Annotated in this window: 18 protein-coding genes; 8 read left to right on the top strand and 10 right to left on the bottom strand. The window is 41.1% G+C overall.

Annotated features, from left to right (window positions below; genetic code table 11):
• The first annotated feature begins 76 nt into the window (after positions 1–76).
• Positions 77–1,306, top strand: a complete 1,230-nt coding sequence (pdeH, locus tag MY9_RS15915) for a cyclic di-GMP phosphodiesterase (RefSeq protein ID WP_014665194.1) — start codon at positions 77–79, stop codon at positions 1,304–1,306.
• Here the strand turns inward: pdeH and MY9_RS15910 are convergent.
• Both MY9_RS15910 and MY9_RS21655 read right to left on the bottom strand, forming a co-directional pair.
• The gene (locus MY9_RS15910) at positions 1,282–1,650 is read right to left on the bottom strand and encodes a hypothetical protein (RefSeq protein WP_014665193.1); all 369 of its coding nucleotides are present in this window, start codon (positions 1,648–1,650) and stop codon (positions 1,282–1,284) included. The two genes, pdeH and MY9_RS15910, sit on opposite strands and share 25 nt — an antisense overlap.
• Before the next feature lie 114 nt (positions 1,651–1,764).
• Positions 1,765–1,890 (bottom strand): hypothetical protein, encoded by a 126-nt coding sequence (locus tag MY9_RS21655; protein ID WP_128422565.1) that lies wholly within the window; start codon positions 1,888–1,890, stop codon positions 1,765–1,767.
• A 221-nt stretch (positions 1,891–2,111) separates the two neighbouring features.
• Here MY9_RS21655 and degQ point away from each other — a divergent pair, with 221 nt between their 5' ends.
• From degQ to MY9_RS15880, 6 genes are all read left to right on the top strand, one after another.
• Positions 2,112–2,252, top strand: coding sequence for a degradation enzyme regulation protein DegQ (degQ, locus tag MY9_RS15905; protein WP_003220708.1), 141 nt, complete (start codon positions 2,112–2,114; stop codon positions 2,250–2,252).
• Positions 2,253–2,436: 184 nt separating this feature from the next.
• On the top strand, positions 2,437–3,297 hold the full coding sequence (locus MY9_RS15900; RefSeq protein WP_014665192.1) for a polyprenyl synthetase family protein: 861 nt from the start codon (positions 2,437–2,439) through the stop codon (positions 3,295–3,297).
• A 12-nt stretch (positions 3,298–3,309) separates the two neighbouring features.
• The gene (comX, locus tag MY9_RS15895) at positions 3,310–3,474 is read left to right on the top strand and encodes a competence pheromone ComX (RefSeq protein ID WP_014665191.1); all 165 of its coding nucleotides are present in this window, start codon (positions 3,310–3,312) and stop codon (positions 3,472–3,474) included.
• An 11-nt stretch (positions 3,475–3,485) separates the two neighbouring features.
• Positions 3,486–5,786: a histidine kinase gene (locus MY9_RS15890; protein WP_014665190.1), complete on the top strand. Its 2,301-nt coding sequence runs from the start codon at positions 3,486–3,488 to the stop codon at positions 5,784–5,786.
• Between the two features lie 80 nt (positions 5,787–5,866).
• Positions 5,867–6,511 (top strand): two-component system response regulator ComA, encoded by a 645-nt coding sequence (gene comA, locus MY9_RS15885; RefSeq protein ID WP_003220716.1) that lies wholly within the window; start codon positions 5,867–5,869, stop codon positions 6,509–6,511.
• An 18-nt stretch (positions 6,512–6,529) separates the two neighbouring features.
• On the top strand, positions 6,530–6,910 hold the full coding sequence (locus tag MY9_RS15880) for a hotdog fold thioesterase (protein ID WP_014665189.1): 381 nt from the start codon (positions 6,530–6,532) through the stop codon (positions 6,908–6,910).
• Positions 6,911–6,948: 38 nt separating this feature from the next.
• Here the strand turns inward: MY9_RS15880 and mnhG are convergent, their stop codons facing one another.
• The 7 genes from mnhG to MY9_RS15845 are packed head-to-tail and all read right to left on the bottom strand — an operon-like array spanning position 6,949 to position 12,717.
• The gene (gene mnhG / locus MY9_RS15875; RefSeq protein ID WP_014665188.1) at positions 6,949–7,323 is read right to left on the bottom strand and encodes a monovalent cation/H(+) antiporter subunit G; all 375 of its coding nucleotides are present in this window, start codon (positions 7,321–7,323) and stop codon (positions 6,949–6,951) included.
• A complete protein-coding gene (locus tag MY9_RS15870; RefSeq protein ID WP_003228814.1) occupies positions 7,307–7,591 on the bottom strand; it encodes a Na(+)/H(+) antiporter subunit F1 in 285 nt (94 codons plus the stop codon). The genes mnhG and MY9_RS15870 overlap by 17 nt, the downstream gene beginning before the upstream one ends.
• Positions 7,591–8,067: a Na+/H+ antiporter subunit E gene (locus tag MY9_RS15865; protein ID WP_014665187.1), complete on the bottom strand. Its 477-nt coding sequence runs from the start codon at positions 8,065–8,067 to the stop codon at positions 7,591–7,593. The genes MY9_RS15870 and MY9_RS15865 overlap by 1 nt, the downstream gene beginning before the upstream one ends.
• Before the next feature lie 5 nt (positions 8,068–8,072).
• Positions 8,073–9,554 carry a Na+/H+ antiporter subunit D gene (locus tag MY9_RS15860; RefSeq protein WP_040081971.1) on the bottom strand — a complete coding sequence of 494 codons (1,482 nt, stop codon included), beginning with the start codon at positions 9,552–9,554 and terminating at the stop codon, positions 8,073–8,075.
• Positions 9,547–9,888 (bottom strand): Na(+)/H(+) antiporter subunit C, encoded by a 342-nt coding sequence (locus MY9_RS15855; protein WP_003220730.1) that lies wholly within the window; start codon positions 9,886–9,888, stop codon positions 9,547–9,549. The genes MY9_RS15860 and MY9_RS15855 overlap by 8 nt, the downstream gene beginning before the upstream one ends.
• Positions 9,888–10,319 carry a Na(+)/H(+) antiporter subunit B gene (locus MY9_RS15850; protein ID WP_014665185.1) on the bottom strand — a complete coding sequence of 144 codons (432 nt, stop codon included), beginning with the start codon at positions 10,317–10,319 and terminating at the stop codon, positions 9,888–9,890. The genes MY9_RS15855 and MY9_RS15850 overlap by 1 nt, the downstream gene beginning before the upstream one ends.
• Positions 10,312–12,717: a Na+/H+ antiporter subunit A gene (locus MY9_RS15845; RefSeq protein ID WP_014665184.1), complete on the bottom strand. Its 2,406-nt coding sequence runs from the start codon at positions 12,715–12,717 to the stop codon at positions 10,312–10,314. Before MY9_RS15845 ends, MY9_RS15850 begins: the two co-directional genes overlap by 8 nt.
• Before the next feature lie 230 nt (positions 12,718–12,947).
• Here MY9_RS15845 and MY9_RS15840 point away from each other — a divergent pair, with 230 nt between their 5' ends.
• A complete protein-coding gene (locus MY9_RS15840) occupies positions 12,948–13,163 on the top strand; it encodes a hypothetical protein (RefSeq protein WP_041521413.1) in 216 nt (71 codons plus the stop codon).
• A 34-nt stretch (positions 13,164–13,197) separates the two neighbouring features.
• On the opposite strand, the gene maeN is transcribed toward MY9_RS15840, so the two are convergent.
• Positions 13,198–14,544, bottom strand: a complete 1,347-nt coding sequence (gene maeN, locus MY9_RS15835; RefSeq protein ID WP_014665182.1) for a sodium/malate symporter MaeN — start codon at positions 14,542–14,544, stop codon at positions 13,198–13,200.
• Positions 14,545–14,631 lie beyond the last annotated feature (87 nt).

Here is a 14,631-nt window from a genome sequence, read left to right as displayed (position 1 = left end):
TGTTTAGACAATTTTCGTCAAAATATTTGATATACTTAGGGGTGAAAGCCGCGCGTATTGTAAGGGGGATTAATCAATGAGGGTGTTTGTTGCAAGACAGCCTATTTTTAATAGAAAAGAACAGGTTGTTGCTTATGAACTGCTGTATAGAGAAAGCGAAGAGAACGTATATAGCGCTAAAGACGGCGATCAGGCAACAACAGATTTGGTGATCAACAGCTTTTTAAACATCGGAATTGAGAAGCTGACGGAAGGAAAACGCTGTTTTGTTAATTTTACGGAAAGCCTGATGTTTTCGAATCTTCCCACCTCCTTCAATCCGAAACAGCTTGTCATTGAAATCCTTGAAGATATACCGATCACGCCGGCCCTCATTTCTAGATGCAAAGAATTGAAAAAAATGGGGTATATGCTGGCGCTCGATGATTTTTATGCAATAAACCCGCAAAATGAGGACTTATTGGAAAAGCTCATGAGCTATATTGATATATTGAAAATTGATTTTCTCAAAACAACACGAATGGAACGCAGAAAAATTTTGCAAACCTACAGCTGCAGCGGCTTAATTTTTTTAGCAGAAAAGGTAGAGACCCGAAAAGAATATAAACAGGCAGTTCAAGATGGCTTTCAATTATTCCAAGGCTACTTTTTCAGCGAGCCGCGCATCATCAGCGGGCATGACCTGTCGACTCATTTTTATTCTTACTATGAACTGCTTAACGAACTGAGCAAAGAGCAGCCTAACATAAAGCGTGTAACAGAGTACATAGAGCGGGATTTATCACTGTCCTATCAAATTTTAAAATTTTTAAACTCATCCCACAGCCGTTTGAGCCAGAAAATTGAAAGCATTCAGCAGGCCATTATGCTGCTTGGATTTAATGAAATCAAACGGTGGATCTATATTCTTTCCTTTAAGGATTTAAGCAGAAAAGGGCATTCCAGCAAGCACGAAATCATTAAGATTTCTTTGATAAGAGCAAAGCTTTGCGAGCTGCTGGCGAGGAAGGCATCCCGGCCGCAGCCTGCTTCTTATATGCTGATCGGAATGTTTTCTCTCATAGACACGCTCCTGCATAGAGAAATAGAGGAAATTGTACAAGAATTGCCTTTGAAAGATGAAGTCGGGCAAGCGTTATTAGGCCATCAAAACGACTACTACCAAATGCTTGAGCTTGTGAAATTAATTGAAAGCAACAACTGGGACACTTGCTCGGAATTAGGCAATCAACTGGACAAAGAAGAAGCGTATGAATGTTATCTTGAGGCTCTGGAATGGTGTCATAATCTTATGGACGCAAAATGATTGCGGTCCTCTGACCACCGCAAAGCAAGAATCATTCGGCTTTGCGTGCCGATAAGGCTGATATAGATGCCGTCGGGATTAAAGACCGTATCCACTTCATGCCGGACGCCCATTTGTTTGATCAGGCGCTTTATGGTTTGTTTATCGGACTGCTCGGCTGCGGTCAGAATGCGGCGCGAGAGCTCCCGCGAGCCCGCAATGCGGCTGAGCACCAGCTGAGCATCCGCAAAAATCCCTGCGGCCTGCTTCGCTGAACGGATAAAAGTATCTATATTGGAGGCAGGAGCGGGCGGACGGCGTATCTCATACGGATACACGTAAAACCAGGGATAACGATATCTCATGGGAGCACCTCACACAAAAGTGGTGTTTCTATATGTATAGATCCCCATTTGCTGAATATGACAAAGCGAAAAGACCACAACTTTAGCGTTGCGGTCTTTTTCGGTGTTTGTCGGTCAGGAAACGCCAAGAATCGCATATTCAATTTTGAAAATACGGTATGAAGGACTATAGTCTTGCTTAATAAAAATGTGAAACACGTTAAAATCAAGGGAATTAAGAATCTTTCTCAATTTGAGCAGAAATATCCGCTCTTGCCCATAGAAAAATAGTCCCGTTCTTGTTGTGATCTCTTTGAGTATAAGGACCTATTGATATTTGCGGTGTCACGCAGGATCTTTTTGCATACTTTTCGGTGAAAAATGAGCCGAAAGCAGATACACTATTAGTAACAGATCAAATACCTAGGACTCGTTCACCATACACAATTCATTGATCTTTCAAAAAAAGGAGTGTGGAAACGATGGAAAAGAAACTTGAAGAAGTAAAACAATTGTTATTCCGACTCGAACTTGATATTAAAGAAACGACAGATTCATTACGAAACATTAACAAAAGCATCGATCAACTCGATAAATACAATTATGCAATGAAAATTTCGTGAAAAAGACTTGGAAACAAGTCTTTTTTTTCGTTCTATTCATACAATTAATGGATAAAGTATTATATGATTGTTAAAAAACGAAAAACCTGCTGTCCTTTAAATGTTCCATTTAGTAAAATGGAATGGGAGGGGGGAAGTCGTTATTGAGCAGATATGTTTAGATTCTGTCCGGATCAAGGAGAAAATGAAGGAGATTGTAAGCCAAAAAATAAAGAATCAGGACTTGGAACGATATCTTCAGAATTTTATTGAGTCTAAGGATACTTTTGAGTTTGCCGATTTGGCACTTCATCATTATTTAGCTTTTAACGGTCAGGATCAAAAAGCAATCGAATGGCTTGCTGCCGGAATTGAATTGCTTATACTCTCATTCGATATTTATGATGACTTAGAGGATCAAGATAATGGAAATGCTGTCTGGATGAAGATTGACTCGTCTATCGCTTTAAATGCAGTTACAGCTCTTTACACCCTTAGTATACAAGTGATGTGTCAAGCTAGTCATGAACCAGAATTTTCACAAGAGATATTGAATTTTGCGTTACAATCAATTCAAGGCCAGCATGATGATATTGTGAATGCGCCGCAAACTGAAGAAGCCTGTATTGACATGATCAAAAATAAATCAGGAGCGCTAACGGCATTGCCTTGTGTAATGGGAGTAATGCTGGCAACAGGCAAATACCATCCCATCGTGGCTTCTTATTCTTATGAACTTGGGATTATTGCACAAATTGAGAATGATTACCAAGGTTTATATTATTTAAATAACGATTTTATTCAGAAGAAAAACACATTGGCATACTTATATTTAAGTAAACGTTTTAATGCAGCTTCTGCAGAAATCTTGAGTTGGTATGAAAATGCTGAGTTGTTCTTATCATTGAATCCCAAACAAATAAAAGAAAAATTAACTGAGGCAGGCGTAGTGCAATATTTACTTGTAATGAAACACTTGTCATTACAAAAACTAAAGAAAGAAATTGCTAGATTAGAATTGCAAGAGAATAAAATAAAAAAATTAATAACAGGAATCATAAAATAAAGGAGGATTTATATGCAGGAAATAGTCGGATACTTAGTAAAAAATCCAGAAGTTTTAGATGAGGTCATGGAAGGCAGAGCCTCTTTATTAAATATAGATAAGGAACAATTGAAAAGTATAGTTGATGCCTTTAGAGGGCTGCAAATTTATACAAACGGTAATTGGGTTCCTTCGTGAGGCTTTAATAAATGAAGGCATGGTACAACAAAGTTTCAATTATTTTGATTTTAGTCAGTTTAGTCTATGTAACTTATTTAACGTATATAAGTTCGAGTAAACTTTTAGTAGGTGCAGCAGTAGCCGAAAATCAAGACAATGAAGTCGTAATAACAAATATTGAGGAATTTTCTACGGCTTATTACTCAGGCATACAAAAAGGGGACGTCATCAAAAGTATCAATAATCAAAAAGTTAAGCGTCCTCTTGAAGTTCAAAAATATAATTCAAACCATGTGAGTTCAATAGTCGTCGAGAGAGATGGAGAAAAGGTTAGAATTAAGCCTGATTTAATGAATGATGGGAATTTTACTACTTTTGTTATCCCGCTAATATTTTATATAGCCTGTCTATTTTGTTGTTTCTTCATTCTAAAAATAAATGAATCGAAAAAACTACTATCAGCTTTGATTTTAATCGTTTTCTTGTTATCAGCTTCTTTAGCATACTTAAGTGCGGGCGGATCTGCAAAGGGGGATTGGTTAAGCAGATGTATAATGGTATTCACTTTAACATCTGTAATGTTTAACTATCTTCTTTTCTTGTATCAGTATTTTAAAGAACTAGGCACTGTGTTATTTAACAAAAAAGTTTTTATACTATATGCAATTCCAATACTAAATCTAGTTTTTGAATTGTTGCGAACTCAGCTTTTCTTTAGACATTATGTGCCTAAAATAAATTTACTTTCGTTCTTTATTTCATTTATAATCGTGAGCGTATATTTTGGATCTATTTTAATTAAAAGTAAGGATACTGAACAAGCACATATTATAAAAGTTCTTACCATAATTAATATCTTATCTTTTTCGCCGTTTTTGTTTTTATATATTATACCTTATGTATTCTTAAGCACTGATGGGATTTCTTCTTTTATAGCTGCTTCATTTATGTTCCTAATACCATTTTCTTTGGTTTATCAATTTATGACAAATAAAATTTATAATGTGGATTTTATTTTAAGTAGGTTAAAATATTATGGAATATTAGCATTAACGCCCACAATTATTTTAGTTACGGTATTTGAGTTAATAGGAAATCCAGCTGGAGATTTCTATTATTTTAGACTGGCGATTCTGATATATATTATTATGGTGGCAGTTTTTTATTATAAAGAAGTACTTGATTTCAGATTTAGATTAAAAAGGGTCTCGGAAAAATTCAATTATCAAGACAGTATATATAAATTCACGCAGATGATTAGAGACTCAACTTCCTTGACTCAAGTATTTGAAGAACTGAAAAATACTATACTTGAAGTCTCTCTTGTTAGCCGAGCACATGTATATGAAGTTTCAGCTGACGCAAGTATTGAACTATATGATGATGCGAACGTAAATTCAATTGAAAAAGTCTATCAAAAAGAATTTAGAAAAGTAACATCCGAAATAGGGAAAATCGTTGAATTTAATAAAGGTTTTGTCATGAAGATAGGTGAACGCGGTGGGAAATCATTTGTAATGCTTTGTTTATCTAAAATGAATACGCCCCGTCTTACACTTGAAGAACTTTCTTGGCTGAAAACATTGGCTTTTTATACAAACGTATCGATTGAAAACGTCATGAAAATTGAAGAACTGATGAGTCATTTAGAAGAAATAAAACAACAAGAATCCAACCCCGTATGGCTCAAAAAACTCATGTACACGATCGAGGAAAAACAACGCTCCGATCTCGCCCGCGATCTCCACGATTCGGTTCTTCAGGACTTGATTTCCTTAAAACGCCAGTGTGAGCTGTTTTTGGGTGATTTTAAGAAGGATGACAATCCGTGCCGTGAAGAAGTGCAGGACAAGCTTGTACAGATGAATGAGCAGATGTCAGATGTGATTTCGATGACGAGGGAGACGTGTCATGAACTGCGGCCGCAGCTTCTGTATGATCTTGGATTGGTGAAGGCGCTGTCGAAGCTGGTGGCGCAGCAGCAGGAGCGGGTTCCGTTTCATATCCGTTTAAATACCGGCAGATTTACGGCTTCCCTTGATCTGGATTCGCAGCTGAATTTATATCGGATCATTCAAGAGTTTCTGTCTAATGCGGTCAAGCACTCTCAGGCGACGGATGTGCTGATTATGCTCATCAGTATACAAAACAAAATTGTTCTTCATTATGAGGACGATGGCGTAGGGTTTGACCTTGAAAAAAATACTGAACATTCCATGAGCATGGGGCTTTCTGGCATTAAGGAGAGAGTCAGGGCTTTAGATGGGCGCCTTCGGATTGAAACGAGTGAAGGAAAGGGCTTTAAGGCTGATATTGAAATCGAATTGTAATGGATTTATAACGGAAACGACTTGGCACAGGCCAAGTCTTTTTTATAAAATGGAAAAGAGTGAGTAAAAGGGAGGAAAACATGAAAAAGATACTAGTGATTGATGACCATCCGGCTGTCATGGAAGGCACCAAGACAATTTTGGAAACGGATTCGAATTTGTCTGTTGATTGTCTCAGTCCTGAACCGAGTGAACAGTTTATCAAGCAGCATGATTTCTCGTCATATGATCTCATTTTAATGGATCTGAATCTGGGCGGCGAGGTCAATGGGATGGAGCTTTCTAAACAGATTTTACAAGAGAATCCTCATTGTAAAATTATCGTGTATACCGGTTATGAGGTCGAGGATTATTTTGAGGAAGCGATTCGTGCGGGTCTGCACGGTGCCATCAGCAAAACGGAATCTAAAGAAAAGATCACCCAATACATATACCACGTACTCAACGGAGAAATTTTAGTCGATTTTGCTTACTTTAAACAGCTGATGACTCAGCAAAAAACAAAGCCGGCTCCTTCCTCTCAAAAAGAACAAGATGTGCTCACACCTAGAGAATGCCTGATTCTGCAAGAAGTTGAAAAAGGATTTACAAACCAAGAAATCGCAGATGCCCTTCACTTGAGCAAGCGGTCCATTGAATACAGCCTGACATCGATTTTCAATAAGCTGAATGTCGGTTCCCGGACGGAAGCGGTTTTGATTGCGAAATCAGACGGTGTACTTTAAATGTTGGGGGGTGTAGAGATGGATATGAAGCACACATTGCTTGAAGCGCTTGGTATTGAGATTGTTGAAAACACTGCGGAACGATGCGTTGCGGTCATGCCGGTGGATCATCGGACGGTACAGCCGTTCGGATATTTGCATGGAGGCGCTTCAGTGGCCCTGGCGGAAACCGCGGCGAGCGCAGGTGCACAGAACCTGATTGATCATACAACGCAAGCTTGTGTTGGTTTGGAGATTAACGCCAACCATTTAAAATCTGTTAAGGAAGGAACGGTAAAGGCGGTAGCCGAGCCCGTTCATGTAGGCAGAATGACGATTGTCTATCATATTCACATATATGACGAGCAAGAGAGGTTAATCTGTATATCCAGATGCACGCTGGCTGTCATCAAGAAATAAAAAAACAGCCGGAACTCTGCCTGTCCGGCTGCTTATTTTTATAAATAAGAATCCTTTTTTCGTTTTATCACAAAGTTTCTGATTCCGTTATAGTCATCCTGCACACTTCTCTCATCAAGCTTGACGCCGGAGTTATACGCAGCACGGCAGATCAAGTGTCCGCCGATAGGCGACGTAATAAAGATAAATAGAATTCCAAGCAGGATTTTTGCGGAGAGTTCCCCTGACACAAACCACAAATAAAAGAAGACACCGAGCAGAATCATATTGACCCCCAATGTTGAGCCTTTAGAAGCAGCATGAGAGCGTGTAAACACATCTGGAAGGCGAAGCACTCCGAATGATGCAATGAGGCATACAAGAGCGCCAAGCAATATGAATACAGCTACAACGACCTTAGCGGTTTCGATCATTTTCGATAATCTCTCCTTTCTCCAGGAACTTGGAAAATGCAATTGTTCCGATAAATGATAAAATCCCCAGCAGCAAAATAATATCCAAAAACGCACTTGTTTTCAGCAAAATGGAGACAAGCGCCGTGATCGCGATCAGATTGATGCCGATAGCATCCAGAGCCACGACCCGGTCGGGCACAGTCGGCCCTTTAATGACACGAATGACATACAAAAAGGTAGACACTGCCATAATGCCGAGCGCGATTTGCAGGATCAGCGTAAACATCAGCGGCTCACCTCCTGTATGGCTTTTTCAAAAGACTCCCGAATATCAAAAATCGCTTTTTCCGCATCCTCGATATCCATTGCATGAATATAAAGTATTGTTCTGTCATCAGAAATATCCATCACCAAGGTTCCCGGCGTTAATGTAATGAGCAGGGAAAGCAGGGTGATTTCCCAATCTTTCGTCAGTTCAGTTTTAAAAGCAAAAATGCCCGGTCTGATATTCATTTTTGGTGATAAAACGGACTTCATCACGCTGACATTGGCAAGGTACAGTTCCTTTATAAAAATGAAACAGAGCTTGATGATAGAAAACATTTTCCATAGATAAAACTGGCGAGTGAAAAAGCGCCGGAAGAAAAAGAGAGAGAGCATTCCCAGAATATAGCCTGTAATGAATCCTGCGGCGCTTGGACTGTTGCTTAAGAACATCCAGCAAAAAGCGAGAAACACATTTAATAAAATTTGAAATGCCATGCGATCTACTCCTTCAGAACAGCTTCAATATATTTTTCCGGATTCAGCAGCGTCTCGGCCGCTTGATCAACGTAAGGCGACACCCATTCTGTACCCAATCCGAAGAGAAGAGACAGCAAGAGAAAAATAGCTGCCGGATAAAGAAGCCCTTTAGCTGTTCGATGATTTGGTTTTGGCGTTTCTTTTTCTTCGCCCCAAAACGCATGTATAAAGATCCGCAGCACAGAGTACAGGACAAGCAGACTCGAAAGCAGAATCAGCATGGATATCGTAAATTCACCTTCTGCGAAGCCGCCCTCCGCAATTTTAAATTTGCCGACAAATCCGCTCAGTGGCGGAATGCCAGCAAGAGAAATAGCGGAAATGAAAAACATCCATCCAAGAACAGGGTAACGTTTGATCAGTCCGCCCATTTTATGCAGGCTCGCAGTTCCAGTCAATGCGATCAGCGTGCCCGCCAGCATAAACAAAGCGCCCTTAATCAGCATATCGTGAATCAGATAATAAATGGCGCCTTGAATGGATGCGGGGGTGTGTACTGCCACACCAAACAAAATCACGCCGACAGCGGTAATAATGTTATAGATCACAATTTTCATGACATCTGAATAAGCGAGTGAACCGATTACACCGAAAATCACAGTCAGCGCCGCCAGCCAAATCATCAGCTGATGGGTAAAGGCTGTATCGTGAATAAAAATCAATGTGAAAACCCTCGTAATCGCATATAATCCGACTTTTGTCAGCAAAGCGCCGAACAATGCGGAGATTGCCGCCGGAGGCGCGTAATAAGAGCCTGGAAGCCAAAAGTAGAGGGGGAAGATTCCGCCCTTCATGCCAAATACCAAAAGCAGCAGGACACCAATCACAGTGATCAGCCCGGTTTGTCCAGATTCAGTGATTTTTACGCTAAGATCCGCCATGTTTAACGTGCCTGTTACCGCGTATAAAAACCCGACACCTATGACGAACAGGGCAGACGATACGATATTAAACACAATATATTTAAGGGATTCCCGCAGCTGAATTTTTGTGCCGCCTAATACAATCAGCATATAGGAAGCAATGAGCAGAAGCTCAAAAAATACGTACATATTAAATAAATCGCCTGTTAAAAACGCCCCGCTGACGCCGGCAAGCAAGAACTGCACGCCGGAGTAATAAAAGGAACGCTCACGTTTTTCACCGACGGAACGGAAGGAATAAAGCCCAACCAATAAACCGATGACCGCTGTTGTGAGAACGAGCAGGCTGGCGAATTGGTCTGCGACGAGCACAATGCCGTACGGTGCTTTCCAGCCGCCTAAGCTAAGTGTTTGGATACCTTTTGTGAAGACAGTCTGTACAAGTATGCCGCTGATCACAATCCCGATAGCCGATGCCGCAGTGCTGAAGATCCGCATGAGCATAAGATTTTTCGTCATGAAAATCAGCAGAATGGCCGACAGAAGCGGGATCAGGATTGGCAAAATAACAAAATTATTCATGTTGATCATTTCCCCTCATTTGATCCATATCGTCCGATTTCAATTCCTGATAAGCGCGAAAGGCCATGACCAGGATGAATGATGTAACGCCAAATGAAATGACAATTGCCGTCAAAATCAGGGCTTGCGGAAGCGGATCGACAAATGATTTGGCATGCTCGCTTAATATCGGAGCGGCGCCTTTCTTTAATCCTCCCATAGTCAAAAGCATTAAATGAACGCCATGGCTTAACAGTGCTGTTCCGATAATGACGCGAAGCAGGCTTTTAGACAGCAGCAAATACGTAGCAGCCATGAAAATAATACCGGCTAAAACAGCCATTAAGATTTCCATTATTCTTCCTCTCCAATCGTTTGAATAATGGTCATCGTAATGCCTACGACAACAAGATAAACGCCTAAATCAAATATCGTCGCCGTGGCGAGCTCCGTTTTCCCAAAGATCGGCAGCTGAAAGTATCCGAATGTGTGGGTTAAAAAAGGAGCCCCGAAGACAAAGGAGCCAACGCCTGTTAATACAGCGAGCAGAAGGCCGGCTCCCGCGACATAAATGAAATTAACCGGCAAAAGGGAACGCACGGTTTTTAAATCATATGCCAGGAGCAATAGAACGATGGAAGAGGACGTGATCAGTCCGCCGACAAAGCCTCCTCCGGGCGCGTTATGCCCTGATAAAAATAAATAGAAAGAGAAAAGCAAAATGATAAAGGATACAAGTTTTGTCGCAGTCTGAAGAATTAAGTCATTTGTTTTTTGTTCATTCACCGCTTTTCCCCTCCTCTTTTACTTTTGTTTTAATCATGCTGTAAATGCCGAGAGCGGCTATTGTTAATACCGTAATTTCAAACATTGTATCAAATCCCCTGAAATCAACGAGGATGACATTGACGACATTGTCCCCTCCGCCGAGATCGTGGCTGTGTTTTACAAAGAAGGATGCAATGCTGTCTTTTGTCCGCTGGCTTGAGGATGCGATGCCGAGCAGAGTAACGATCGTCCCAACTCCTAAAGAAATGATAAAATTTGTCATCCGGAACGTTCTCGTTTTTGTTTTCAATCTCAGTTTCGGCAAATGATAGAAGCAAAGCAGAAACAGTGCCACAGAAATCGTTTCAATGACAAGCTGAGTCAATGCCAAGTCCGGCGCTCTGAAAATGACAAAAAACAATGCAAGCGCATAACCGACAACACCAAGTGAAATGATCGCCGTCAGTCTTGACCTGGCAAAAACAGTCGCCACTGTGGCGCTGATCATGACAAGCGTCAAAATGATTTCGTATACGCCGATTTTAGCCATGCCTTCTGTTGTAAAGGAAAATCCGCCTTTGATGACAAAAGCTCCGCCCATCAGAATGATGAAACCAGCGAAGATATACAGCAAATAATCTCTTAAAAACCCGGTCATATATTGTTTTGTGACCCGGTAAGAGCCTTTCTCCATCAGAGTTAAAAGCTTATCGTATAACCGGTTGAGTGTGAGTTTTGAAGGAAACAGTTTATAGATTCCCTTCCACTTATTCAGGGATAAATAACCGATTGTTCCGATCACAACAATACCCGCAGTCATGAGCAATTCCGTTGTAACCCCATGCCACTGTGAAATGTGAACGTGGAATTTCTCATGGCCGTCCAGCAGTGTCGGATAGATTGAGTTCATCGCAGGCTCTATCAGGCTGTACGACAAGATATTTGGGAAAAAGAAGAGACTGACAGCCAAAGCGACAAGAATGACCGGCGATACGAGCATGCCGACAGGCGCTTCGTGAGCCGGTTTTTCAAGCTGCTCAGGCTGGTAATTTCCTCTGAATGTTTTAAACAGCAATTTCATGCTGTAGATAAACGTAAATACACTTCCGATCCAGGCGAGAACAGGGAACAGAATGCCCCATGTCTGCACGTTGAACAGATCAAAATGTGCTACGCGAAGCATGCTTGTGAAAAACATTTCTTTACTCAAGAATCCGTTAAACGGCGGAAGTCCGGCCATTGAAAATGTTCCGATTAAAGAAATGGTAAACGTAATCGGCATAATCGCCATCAGGCCGCCTAGCTTTCGGATATCCCGTGTGCCTGTTTCGTGATCGATAATCCCGACTGCCATAAACAAGCTTCCTTTAAAGGTAGCATGGTTGATTAAATGGAAAATGGCAGCCATGGCGGCAACTGTATAATATTCTGTATGGCCGTAATGAAGGGCTGCAGCGCTGGCTCCGAGCATAGAGATGATCATTCCGAGCTGGCTGACGGTTGAAAACGCCAAAATCGATTTTAAATCAGTTTGTTTCACGGCATGGAATGAGCCCCAAACCATCGTAAAGAGCCCGACGAGGGATACGATCCAAAACCATTGGGCTGAAAAGGCGAAAATTGGACTGAATCTCGCAATTACATAAATGCCGGCTTTTACCATAGTGGCTGAATGGAGATAAGCGCTGACAGGCGTCGGAGCTTCCATCGCATCAGGGAGCCAGATGTAAAAAGGGAATTGCGCGGATTTCGTAAATGCACCTAATAAAATGAGAATCATAGCCGGGATAAACAAATCATGGCCGGCAATTAATTGAACCTGATGAATCATCTCTCTAATACTGAAGGAATCCGTTATCAAATAAAGGAGAATAAATCCGCCAAGCATGCACAGCCCGCCGCTGACCGTAATCAAAAGTGATTTGGCGGCGCCGTAGCGCGACTTTTCTCGCTTATACCAATAGCCGATCAGCAAAAAGGATGAAAGGCTTGTAAGCTCCCAGAACATGTAGAGGACCATGACGTTGTCTACAAGAACAACGCCGAGCATGGCGCCCATAAACATCAATAAGTAGACATAAAAGGGCCCAAGCTGTTCTTTTTCTTTCGATAAATAAAAAATACTGTAAAGAGTGACCAAAGAGCCGATGCCTGTGATCAGCAAGGCGAATAATAACCCAAGGCCGTCTATATAAACGGTAAAATTAATGCCGAGTGAAGGAATCCACTCTAATACCGACCGAAGTGTTTCTCCAGATTGTGTCATCCTGATCATGGGGAGAAAGTATATAAACAGCAAGACGGGCAGGACTAACACAAACCAGCCCGTATGCACTCTTTTTGCGTATTTTGCCAAGAATGGAATGATAAAAGCAAATAAAAAAGGCGATAAAATAGCAAAATGTAAGAGCTGCAAAGTAAGACCTCCTTTTTCTCGTTCTCAATTGAAAAATGCGCTATGTATGAAATATACGGTCAAACGACCTAGTCCAAATTATATCGCACTTTTCTGCAAGCTGCCACGCTTCGAACTGCTGAAATTGATTTTTATGAGTTCTTTTGACCTCAAAATAAGTCTAACAAAAAAGAGGTTATTTGTATATTTAAAATCATTCCTGATCAAGCTGAATGTAAGGAGCTGGTCATGTGAAAAGAAAAATAGTGATGTGCTCAGGTTTATTCTGCTCAGTATTTACAGGGGCATTCATGTTGAATCAATATGACGGGCGCAGCAGTGTGGCTGCTCGTGATGAGTGGGAGCTGTATTTACTGGAGCATCACCTGTCAGCCAGAATGAGTGAGACGGAATCAAAGGATCTGCCGTTTGGTCCGCGAGAGTATATTCGGATTGTAAATAGATAAAAAAGAGTTCCGTATAAAACGGAACTCTTTCTGTTTATGAAGTGAAAAAACGAAGCAGAACTGTCGCGCAAATCACTGTGCCTGCACCGCCGAGACGTGTTGAAATTTGGGCAAACGGCATAAGGCCCATTCTTCCTGACGCTGATAAAATGGCAACATCACCCGTTCCGCCGAGACCGCTGTGGCAGCAGGTAACGATTGCGGATTCAACCGGGTACATGTTCATCAGCTTGCCCACAAAATATCCAGAACTAATCATCGCGATTACAACTGAAATACAAATGATGACAAACGGAATAGAAATCACAGACGCCACGTCATCCAACGGAATAAAGAGGATGCCGAGACCGACCATGAGCGGCCATGTAAAGCTTGAAGAAATAAACTTATAAAGCTGGTAAGCGCCTTCTTCCATTTTTTTCGGAAGAATATTCGCATACTTGACAGCCGCAGCTGAAATAATCATTAAGATCGCGCCTGGAATGAAGATGAACTTCTCCAATAACCCGCCGAAAATAAAGAATGTACACGCGAGCAGAACTCCAGCTCCCATGAGTTTGAAATCAATTTTTGCTTCGGCTTCTTTTTGATTAAAAATCTCATTTGCTTTTTTAGATTTTACGAGGCGTCCGTTCCCATTAAGATCTGGACGCTTATCGCCAAGCTTTTTCATTAAGGCTGCACATATGATAGCAAAAACGTTTCCTATAATAGCGGCTGGAACCAGCTGAGACACAAACACATCAGCGGATGAGCCCAGTATTTGTGAATAGGCGATTGAAAGCGGCAAAATTCCTTCACCTATTCCCCCGGCAATAATCGGGACAACCACAAAGAAAAAGGAATCATAAGCACTGTAGCCAAAAATAAATCCGACAAGAATGCCTGCTGCAACGGCCGCGATCGTTCCTGCAACCAGTGGAACGAACATTCTGATAAACCCCTGTATTAAAACAATTCGATTCATACCGAGGATACTTCCCACTACAAGGCAAGCGATATAGAAATAAAGGAAATTAGACGTTTTCATCAAGTTGGTTACAGCGTCTAAAGATGTTGAATTCAGTACATTGTAAAAGACTAAAAATGAAGGAACAAATAAAGATAAAATAGCAGGGCCGCCAATATCCTTCAATATCGGTATACGTTGGCCTATGTCTCCAAGAAATACACCAAGAATCATGATGATGGCAAACCCGCCAAGCATATTTACCGGCAGCTCATTGTAATAGGCTGCAAGAATAATAATAACAGCTAAAACTGTGTATAATGGCAGAGGAATCACACCGATTTCCCAAGCCCAGATTTTTTGAAACAGGTTTTTCCCCTGTGGGTCTTTTTGCTCAGGTGAAATTGTCCCCGTTTTTGGAATTGCTCCCATGTCATACACCCCCATGTATTGTTTGTTACAGTCTACAAGAAAGCGTTAACACTTCATATTTTTTTAAGTTAAAAAACCAATAAACAA

Origin of the sequence: Bacillus sp. JS (assembly GCF_000259365.1) — a bacterium.
Taxonomy (GTDB): Bacteria; Bacillota; Bacilli; order Bacillales; family Bacillaceae; genus Bacillus; species Bacillus stercoris.
Note: the sequence above shows the minus strand (reverse complement) of the source record. Positions and strands in the feature narration are given on the sequence as shown.

Excerpts from the sequence above, each read along its gene's own strand:
- pdeH (WP_014665194.1), top strand. The coding sequence starts at position 77 with ATGAGGGTGTTTGTTGCAAGACAGCCTATTTTTAATAGAAAAGAACAG.
- MY9_RS15910 (WP_014665193.1), bottom strand. The coding sequence starts at position 1,650 with ATGAGATATCGTTATCCCTGGTTTTACGTGTATCCGTATGAGATACGC.
- degQ (WP_003220708.1), top strand. The coding sequence starts at position 2,112 with ATGGAAAAGAAACTTGAAGAAGTAAAACAATTGTTATTCCGACTCGAA.
- MY9_RS15900 (WP_014665192.1), top strand. The coding sequence starts at position 2,437 with ATGAAGGAGATTGTAAGCCAAAAAATAAAGAATCAGGACTTGGAACGA.
- comX (WP_014665191.1), top strand. The coding sequence starts at position 3,310 with ATGCAGGAAATAGTCGGATACTTAGTAAAAAATCCAGAAGTTTTAGAT.
- MY9_RS15890 (WP_014665190.1), top strand. The coding sequence starts at position 3,486 with ATGAAGGCATGGTACAACAAAGTTTCAATTATTTTGATTTTAGTCAGT.
- comA (WP_003220716.1), top strand. The coding sequence starts at position 5,867 with ATGAAAAAGATACTAGTGATTGATGACCATCCGGCTGTCATGGAAGGC.
- MY9_RS15880 (WP_014665189.1), top strand. The coding sequence starts at position 6,530 with ATGGATATGAAGCACACATTGCTTGAAGCGCTTGGTATTGAGATTGTT.
- mnhG (WP_014665188.1), bottom strand. The coding sequence starts at position 7,323 with ATGATCGAAACCGCTAAGGTCGTTGTAGCTGTATTCATATTGCTTGGC.
- MY9_RS15870 (WP_003228814.1), bottom strand. The coding sequence starts at position 7,591 with ATGTTTACGCTGATCCTGCAAATCGCGCTCGGCATTATGGCAGTGTCT.
- MY9_RS15865 (WP_014665187.1), bottom strand. The coding sequence starts at position 8,067 with ATGGCATTTCAAATTTTATTAAATGTGTTTCTCGCTTTTTGCTGGATG.
- MY9_RS15860 (WP_040081971.1), bottom strand. The coding sequence starts at position 9,554 with ATGAATAATTTTGTTATTTTGCCAATCCTGATCCCGCTTCTGTCGGCC.
- MY9_RS15855 (WP_003220730.1), bottom strand. The coding sequence starts at position 9,888 with ATGGAAATCTTAATGGCTGTTTTAGCCGGTATTATTTTCATGGCTGCT.
- maeN (WP_014665182.1), bottom strand. The coding sequence starts at position 14,544 with ATGGGAGCAATTCCAAAAACGGGGACAATTTCACCTGAGCAAAAAGAC.